Here is a 6,367-nt window from a genome sequence, read left to right as displayed (position 1 = left end):
TTGCCAGTTCTCCAGTTTCCAGGGCTTGCTGAAACTGAGCTTCATCTCGATACCACAATTTGACATTCGGCTTAATTTCGGCCGCCTTATTCAGCACTTGCAGAATCCCGTCCTGGGTTTCTAGAATTTTGCTGCCGTCAAAGAAGGTTGCTGCGGTGATGTCTAGTAAAAAGCCTCCAGTGGGAAGCGCGTTCATCCCCAGTTGATTCCGATATTGCTCATCCCATAAACTAGCCCAGGAAGCAGGTACGGTGGGGTGCTTTGTTTTATTAGTTACAAAGGTGACATACCAGGAGGCTGCACCAATTCCATCCACTCGTCCATCCGGATAGCGATGAATAAAGTTATCCTTCAAATACTTTGCATTGGGAATCCGTTCAAGGTCAAAGGGTGTCCATAAGTCTGAAGCCTGCCCACGCAGCATCGGGATCTGAGCCATCATCGATAGATCGGTGGGTGCCTGATTTGCTCTTGCTGCTGTCTCTAGCTGGGTGTACCAGGCATCTGCGGCAGGAGTCGGCACAGATTCGATTTCGATCCCTGTTGCTTTCGTGAATTCAGGATAAATATTTTTGACAAATGCCTCCTCAAAAAAACCGCCAAACGTTCCAACCTTGAGGCTCCGCTTTCCGTCTGTTTGTACAGAGGGAGCTTGCGGAGAACAAGCAACTGCTGCTGTAAAACCTGCAAAAGCAGCCGCGCCTCTGATAAACTGTCGTCGATTAATTGAATGGCCCATAATATTTTCCTCGTGTGCTCAGAACAATTGGAAGAATTAGACACAGTTCCGATACAAATTTGTCTATATGCCTCTAGTACGATTTCAGAATGTAGAATGACTAAAGTAATTTCGGTCAAACCCAGACAAATTCTTGCAAGATGGACTGATATTCAAAAATATAGACTCATTGCTCCTTCCAGTTTCTAGTTAGAATTTGCTCCCTATGAATTATGAGATGAACCACGACGATAATCTTAATGAAGAGCAGGCTAACGAATCGGAAATTAGTTCGCTGGATCTGCAAATCATTCAACAGCTTCAACAAGATGGCAGAATGGCATACAGCAAAATTTCGAGAGAACTCGGTGTTCCTGAAGCAACGGTACGATATCGCGTTAAGCGTTTGGTTGATGATGGAATCATTACGATTAATGCTTTTTTAAATACGGGTAAGCTCAATTACGCCAATGTTGCCTATATCGAGATAGAGACAAGCGCCGAGTTTCACGAAAGACTACTTCAGGAATTAATCGAGACAGAAAATATCAGCTATCTCTCCGCAGTCACGGGAGAATACAACATTATGCTGGAGTATGTTTGCCAAAGTAATGAAGACTTGCTTGAGTTTACAAACTGGCTTAAGCGACAGCCGGAAGTTCATCGCTTAAACGTTAGAGTAATACTCAAAATATTTAAAGCACAGTATCCAATTCGGGTGAAAAACACAAGACAGAGTTAGCACCGATTTTCCTCCTATGGTAAGCCACTGCACTTATCGAGATGATGCATTTTTAACGAACTCATAGTCCGTGTCAGTCCTGTAACTATAATACGGAAGCTAAATCAGCCTGCAAAAGCAGAACTCATTCAATCGATATTCATGCGTGACAGAACTAATGCGTAACGAATTAAGGATAAACCTTTCCTTAGGCTGAAGAATATCGCCAAATCAGCAGCAGATTTTGTACTTCTGAATACAAAACACGCAAAAAATCTAGTTTTTGTTACCTTTTCCTGAAATAAAACTCGACTATATTTACCAAATCGGTAAATATGTAGAGTGTAAATGCTAATCCGCTAGCAACCATGATGAAAGTAGCTGCTGATCCATATGCTTTTCCCTATCAACAAGAGCTTACGCCTCAGAACACGGCTCTAATTGTGATCGATGTGCAAATTGATTTCTGCAATTTTGGGGGATACCTTGACCAGAAGGGATTCGATATTTCGCTGACGCGAACCGTCATTCAGCCAATCAAAGCTTTGCTGACGGTTGCAAGAGCAAAAGGATTTCCAATTTTTCATACCCGTGAAGGGCACCGTTCCGACTTAGCGGATTTGTCAGAAGTTAAGCACTGGCGGAGTCATCGTGCTGGGGCAGAGATCGGAAGTGAGGGTCCACTGGGGCGTATTCTTGTGAGGGGTGAACCCGGATGGCAAATTGTTCCAGAATTGGCTCCTTTGCCCGGCGAACCCGTGATTGACAAGCCTGGTAACGGTGCTTTCTATGCAACGGATCTTGATTTGCTACTTCAGCGAATTGGCGTCAAGAACTTAGTGATCTGCGGCTTGACTACTGCTGTTTGTGTCCATTCTACGTTACGTGAAGCAAGCGATCGGGGCTATGACATTTTGCTGCTGGAGGATTGCTGCGCTGAGAGCGATCCTCGGCTCCATGCAGCAGCGATTGAGATGGTGAAAATGGAAGGAGGCATTTTTGGAACAGTCGGAACCTCCCAAGCTTTCATTAGTACAGTCTCATCGCTACCGGATGTGAAGGAGCAGCAATCCGAGCTAGATCAGTATGTTGCTTTCTCTTGATTTTATTGAGTACAAGTCACGGAACTGTTTTTAAGCCAGTTTTTCAGGTGGAGGAGTATCTATGGGTAAAGTTCTGCGGAAACCTATACAGAAGTTTCCTGTGCTTCTTCTGGTTGTCATTGGTTTGGTTGTGTTTTTGATGGGAAGGGTAAAAGCTCAGGCTACTTCGATCGCAGCAGTCGGAAGTCCCAGTTCTGCGATCGAGATCGTAAGCCAAGCAACCCAACAGGCTACCCCTGCCAAAACTGTCAGAACTGATTACACAAATCGCCGCTTTTTTATAATTTTTATCATTACAGACTTTCTCTTTCCTATCTTCGATTAGATAGCTTGGAATATCTCCTGTAACTCGCTAATTCGTTTAATAGAGCGTTCTCGTTTCTCAGATAAAGACACGAACTCTGCCATTCTTGTTCTTGGTCGCAAAAATTGCTGAACTTCATCAAACGCTTGACAAAATCGTTTCGCACTCTCAAGCACCCCAAAGCCTAAAGTGGGATAGTACCGTTGCTTGATCCCTCGATGGCTCTATTCGATCGGATTTCCCAAACAACCCCTCACTTCATGCTCAACATCCATTCCCAATTCCTCGTCAATTGCTCTTGGGTACGAAGCCAGACATCTGTCACTACTCGTTGTGGCGGTTGTTGGGCAACCTCATGAGCCTCAGCAAAGAAGGCTTTTGCCGCTGCCATAGCTCGTTTCTCGCTCAATTGCACATCGGCTAAATTCCCATCTTCATCAATGCCTTGATACAAATAACACCACCTCCCCTTGACTCGGATGTACGTCTCGTCCACAAACCAGATCTTGCCCACCTTCCCCTTGCGTTTGGCTCTCAGTTCCTTGGCAAAGGTTGGAGCAAAGCGCCCTTCCCAATTCCGTGCAGTCTCATGGGTAAACTCAAATCCTTGCAGCAAAAAGAATTCGGCAATGTCGCGAAAGCTGAGCTTGTAGCGGAATCGACACAGTAGGGCTTGAAAGACGATATCGGTAGGTACCTCGATGAAGTTGAAAGGTGTATCTGTGGGTTCATTAAAGGTACAACGACAATTCTTGCAGCGAAACAGAGCATAACCCAAGTTCGTCGTGCGTTGCAAGCAGGTATACGGGCTGAGCAACAATCAGGGCAGTTCATGGAGAGCTTGCTGAGCACAGATTGGGGGCAGTAGTCAGTCTATCAATTACGGGCTTCTGTCCTCAAGTGAGTACCCAGTTCTGACAGTTTCCCTTGGTTAGCGACGCTACTGCTCCATGTAAATCAAATCTTTGGGGTTCAAATCCACTCGCTCGCCTCTAGGGTTTTTGCCGCTGACCCATAAGCGACCAGAATTCGTCAATACTCGCTCAACCATCATCTCTTCCCCCTGTAAGAGCGAACCAGGAATGCTTCCCGCTTCTCCATTCACATGCTGAGTATTGACAAAAGCTTTAACCCTGAAACTGATGTTATAGAGGTCTACGAACACTACCCCATTGGCAAACCCAATTTCCTTCAGTTTTATCCGCATGGTGAGCGCCTCAGTCAGTCTTCTATATAGCCGATGGTCTGAATTTCCTTCAGTTTACGACTCAATCTGTAGACTCAACATGAAAGTGCCAGAACTGAATACTCATCATTATTCCTTACTGAGAATTTCACTTCATTTTTTCGAGTGAAACCCTGATTTTTTCGTTTAACTTATTGAGAAAATTCTCAACCATATTAAGAATTGAGATTTGAATACTCAGTTCTGACAATCTCGGTACGAGCAGCTTCAATTGAATCCAACTGCTGGGGAAACTGGGGTTGGTACCCTAGCTCTCTAAGTTCTCAGCGATCGCCTCGTCAATTTCCTCGGTGTTCTGAGCATAGTAAGTGCGGGCAGCTTTCAAGTCGTCTCGGGTCAACTGAGGGTAGTCGCTGAGCAAGTTTGCCTCGGAGCATCCCTGCCCTTGTAAAGCAATCAACTGCCACACCGGAATCTGCGTCCGCCCGATACAAGCAGCTCCATTGCAGATTCCAGCAGTCTTTCTGATTTTTGGCGGTGCCATATCTTGTTCCACTAATCTTGTGATTTGGCTAGTTCTAAACTAGTTATCGGTAGAGCGATCGAGTTCGAATGTTTAGGTGTGAGCTGGGCAATGATGACTCAGCTACAGGCTCAGCCATCGGGGATTTCAAGCCGCAGTTTTACTATTCGCAGTTCATCGCGATGCAGAAAATCACTCTTCTTTCATCGTGACACAGAAGATCAATAAAGGTGAGAGCGATGCAGAAAGGTGGGATAAGAGAATGTGAGTTGCATCCTACAGCGATTGAACGATTGTGGGCGACGAACCGACAAACTTGCAGACCTTTGCTCAATACCGGCTCAGGTTTTGTGTGGAGGAATCATTTTTGGATCTAAAGTCAAATGGATTCAATCTCGAAGCCTCCAGGTTGCGGGACAGATTTGCGTTCTCTCAGTTGTGCGGGGTGATTGCCTTGACGATGCTGTTTTTAGTACTGGGGGGGGCAGGTGGTTGCCTCTGGCAAGCGTCGCCAAGTCGATGCTCACTGGTATCGCGGCATAAGTTATCTGAAAATCGGTTAGAACTGGATTCGCCTTGTCATTACTCACCAATGGCAAATGCAGGTTTATCCGTTCCTCTCAAGTTCGCCTGATCCTCAACCTGCCATCGCATCTAAGCGACAACAAAATGATTCCTTCAAACGTGAATTTACTGTCCTCAGCCGCTTTCTAGCTTCTTAGTTCTGTCAGTCAAGCAGGTTCCCCCAGTCAATCCTATCAACAACCCCTTGCCGATGGCTGTCTCTGCATTGTCGGAATCTGAACCCTTTATTGTCGCATACCCTCCAATGCACTATAAACCAGTTTAATCCTTGAGAAGGGGCTTCTCCACAAGGAATGGGTGCTTTTTCTCGATCAAATGCTCCTCGTCAGACTTCTCAGAATTTCATAGCGCTGTCCTACTTTTGTAAATGCTTCAATGCAGCAATCAAGGTGCGATCGCGTATGGGCAGCCGAAACTTGGACTCGAATCCGAGCCTGTCCCTGAGGCACAACAGGATAGCTGAACCCAATGACATAAATGCCCTCCGCCAGCAAGTCCTGCGCCATATCGCGAGCTAACTTCGCATCGTAGAGCATAATCGGCGTGATGGGGTGAACCCCTGCTTTGATCTCGAAGCCCCGTTCCTGCATCTGCTGCCGAAAATAGCAGGTATTTTCCATTAGTTGATCGCGGAGTTCACTGGATTGAGCCAGCAGGTCAAGAACCGTGAGACTGGTGTAGGTGATCGTCGGAGCCAGGGTATTAGAAAACAGGTAGGGACGCGATCGCTGTCGCAGCAGGTCGATAATGCTCTTATGCCCGGAGGTGAAACCGCCCGATGCGCCGCCTAACGCTTTACCCAGAGTACTGGTAATAATATCCACCCGTCCGATAACGCCACAGTGTTCTGCAGAACCGCGTCCCGTGGCACCGATTACACCCGTGGCATGGCTGTCATCCACCATCACTAACGCATCATAAGTCTCTGCCAGATCACAAATTTGTTCTAACCTGGCGATATCACCATCCATACTGAACACGCCATCCGTCGCAATGAGGCGAATTTTGGCGTTCTGGGTTTGTTGTAAACAGTGTTCTAATTCCTGCATATTGCTATGGGCAAATCGATAGCGCTGCGCTTTGCAAAGCCGGATTCCATCAATAATGCTGGCATGATTCAGCGCATCACTAATAACCGCACAATCTGCATTCAACAACGTTTCAAATAATCCTCCATTCGCATCAAAGCAGGACGTATATAGAATAGTGTCCTCTGTATTCAGAAAC

General features: G+C 46.2%; 8 protein-coding genes. 3 read left to right on the top strand and 5 right to left on the bottom strand.

The genetic code is table 11. The features are described from left to right. The coding region (locus tag H6F80_RS08350; protein WP_190791116.1) for an extracellular solute-binding protein at positions 1-739 on the bottom strand (739 nt) is incomplete at its 3' end. 217 nt (positions 740-956) lie between these two features. Here H6F80_RS08350 and H6F80_RS08345 point away from each other — a divergent pair. The 3 genes from H6F80_RS08345 to H6F80_RS08335 all read left to right on the top strand — a co-directional run bounded on the left by H6F80_RS08345 (position 957) and on the right by H6F80_RS08335 (position 2,867). After that, entirely contained in the window at positions 957-1,460 is a 504-nt protein-coding gene (locus H6F80_RS08345; protein WP_190791115.1) for an Lrp/AsnC family transcriptional regulator, read from the top strand. A gap of 347 nt (positions 1,461-1,807) precedes the next feature. Further along, positions 1,808-2,542: an isochorismatase family protein gene (locus H6F80_RS08340; protein ID WP_190791114.1), complete on the top strand. Its 735-nt coding sequence runs from the start codon at positions 1,808-1,810 to the stop codon at positions 2,540-2,542. Positions 2,543-2,603: 61 nt separating this feature from the next. Continuing rightward, the gene (locus tag H6F80_RS08335; RefSeq protein WP_190791113.1) at positions 2,604-2,867 is read left to right on the top strand and encodes a hypothetical protein; all 264 of its coding nucleotides are present in this window, start codon (positions 2,604-2,606) and stop codon (positions 2,865-2,867) included. Positions 2,868-3,099: 232 nt separating this feature from the next. Here the strand turns inward: H6F80_RS08335 and H6F80_RS31215 are convergent, their stop codons facing one another. From H6F80_RS31215 to kbl, 4 genes are all read right to left on the bottom strand, one after another. After that, entirely contained in the window at positions 3,100-3,624 is a 525-nt protein-coding gene (locus tag H6F80_RS31215) for a DDE-type integrase/transposase/recombinase (RefSeq protein ID WP_242067234.1), read from the bottom strand. 162 nt (positions 3,625-3,786) lie between these two features. Continuing rightward, complete coding sequence (locus tag H6F80_RS08325; protein ID WP_190791112.1) at positions 3,787-4,053, bottom strand: hypothetical protein; 267 nt, start codon at positions 4,051-4,053, stop codon at positions 3,787-3,789. Positions 4,054-4,339: 286 nt separating this feature from the next. Next, on the bottom strand, positions 4,340-4,576 hold the full coding sequence (locus H6F80_RS08320) for a DUF433 domain-containing protein (RefSeq protein WP_190791111.1): 237 nt from the start codon (positions 4,574-4,576) through the stop codon (positions 4,340-4,342). Between the two features lie 875 nt (positions 4,577-5,451). Then, positions 5,452-6,367, bottom strand: a 916-nt coding sequence (gene kbl / locus H6F80_RS08315; protein WP_190791110.1) for a glycine C-acetyltransferase, incomplete at its 5' end; no start/stop codon positions are given.

Origin of the sequence: Leptolyngbya sp. FACHB-711 (assembly GCF_014695615.1) — a bacterium.
Taxonomy (GTDB): Bacteria; Cyanobacteriota; Cyanobacteriia; order Elainellales; family Elainellaceae; genus Leptolyngbya_A.
The sequence above is the reverse complement of the archived record's forward strand: the minus strand, read 5'-3'. Positions and strand labels throughout refer to the sequence as shown.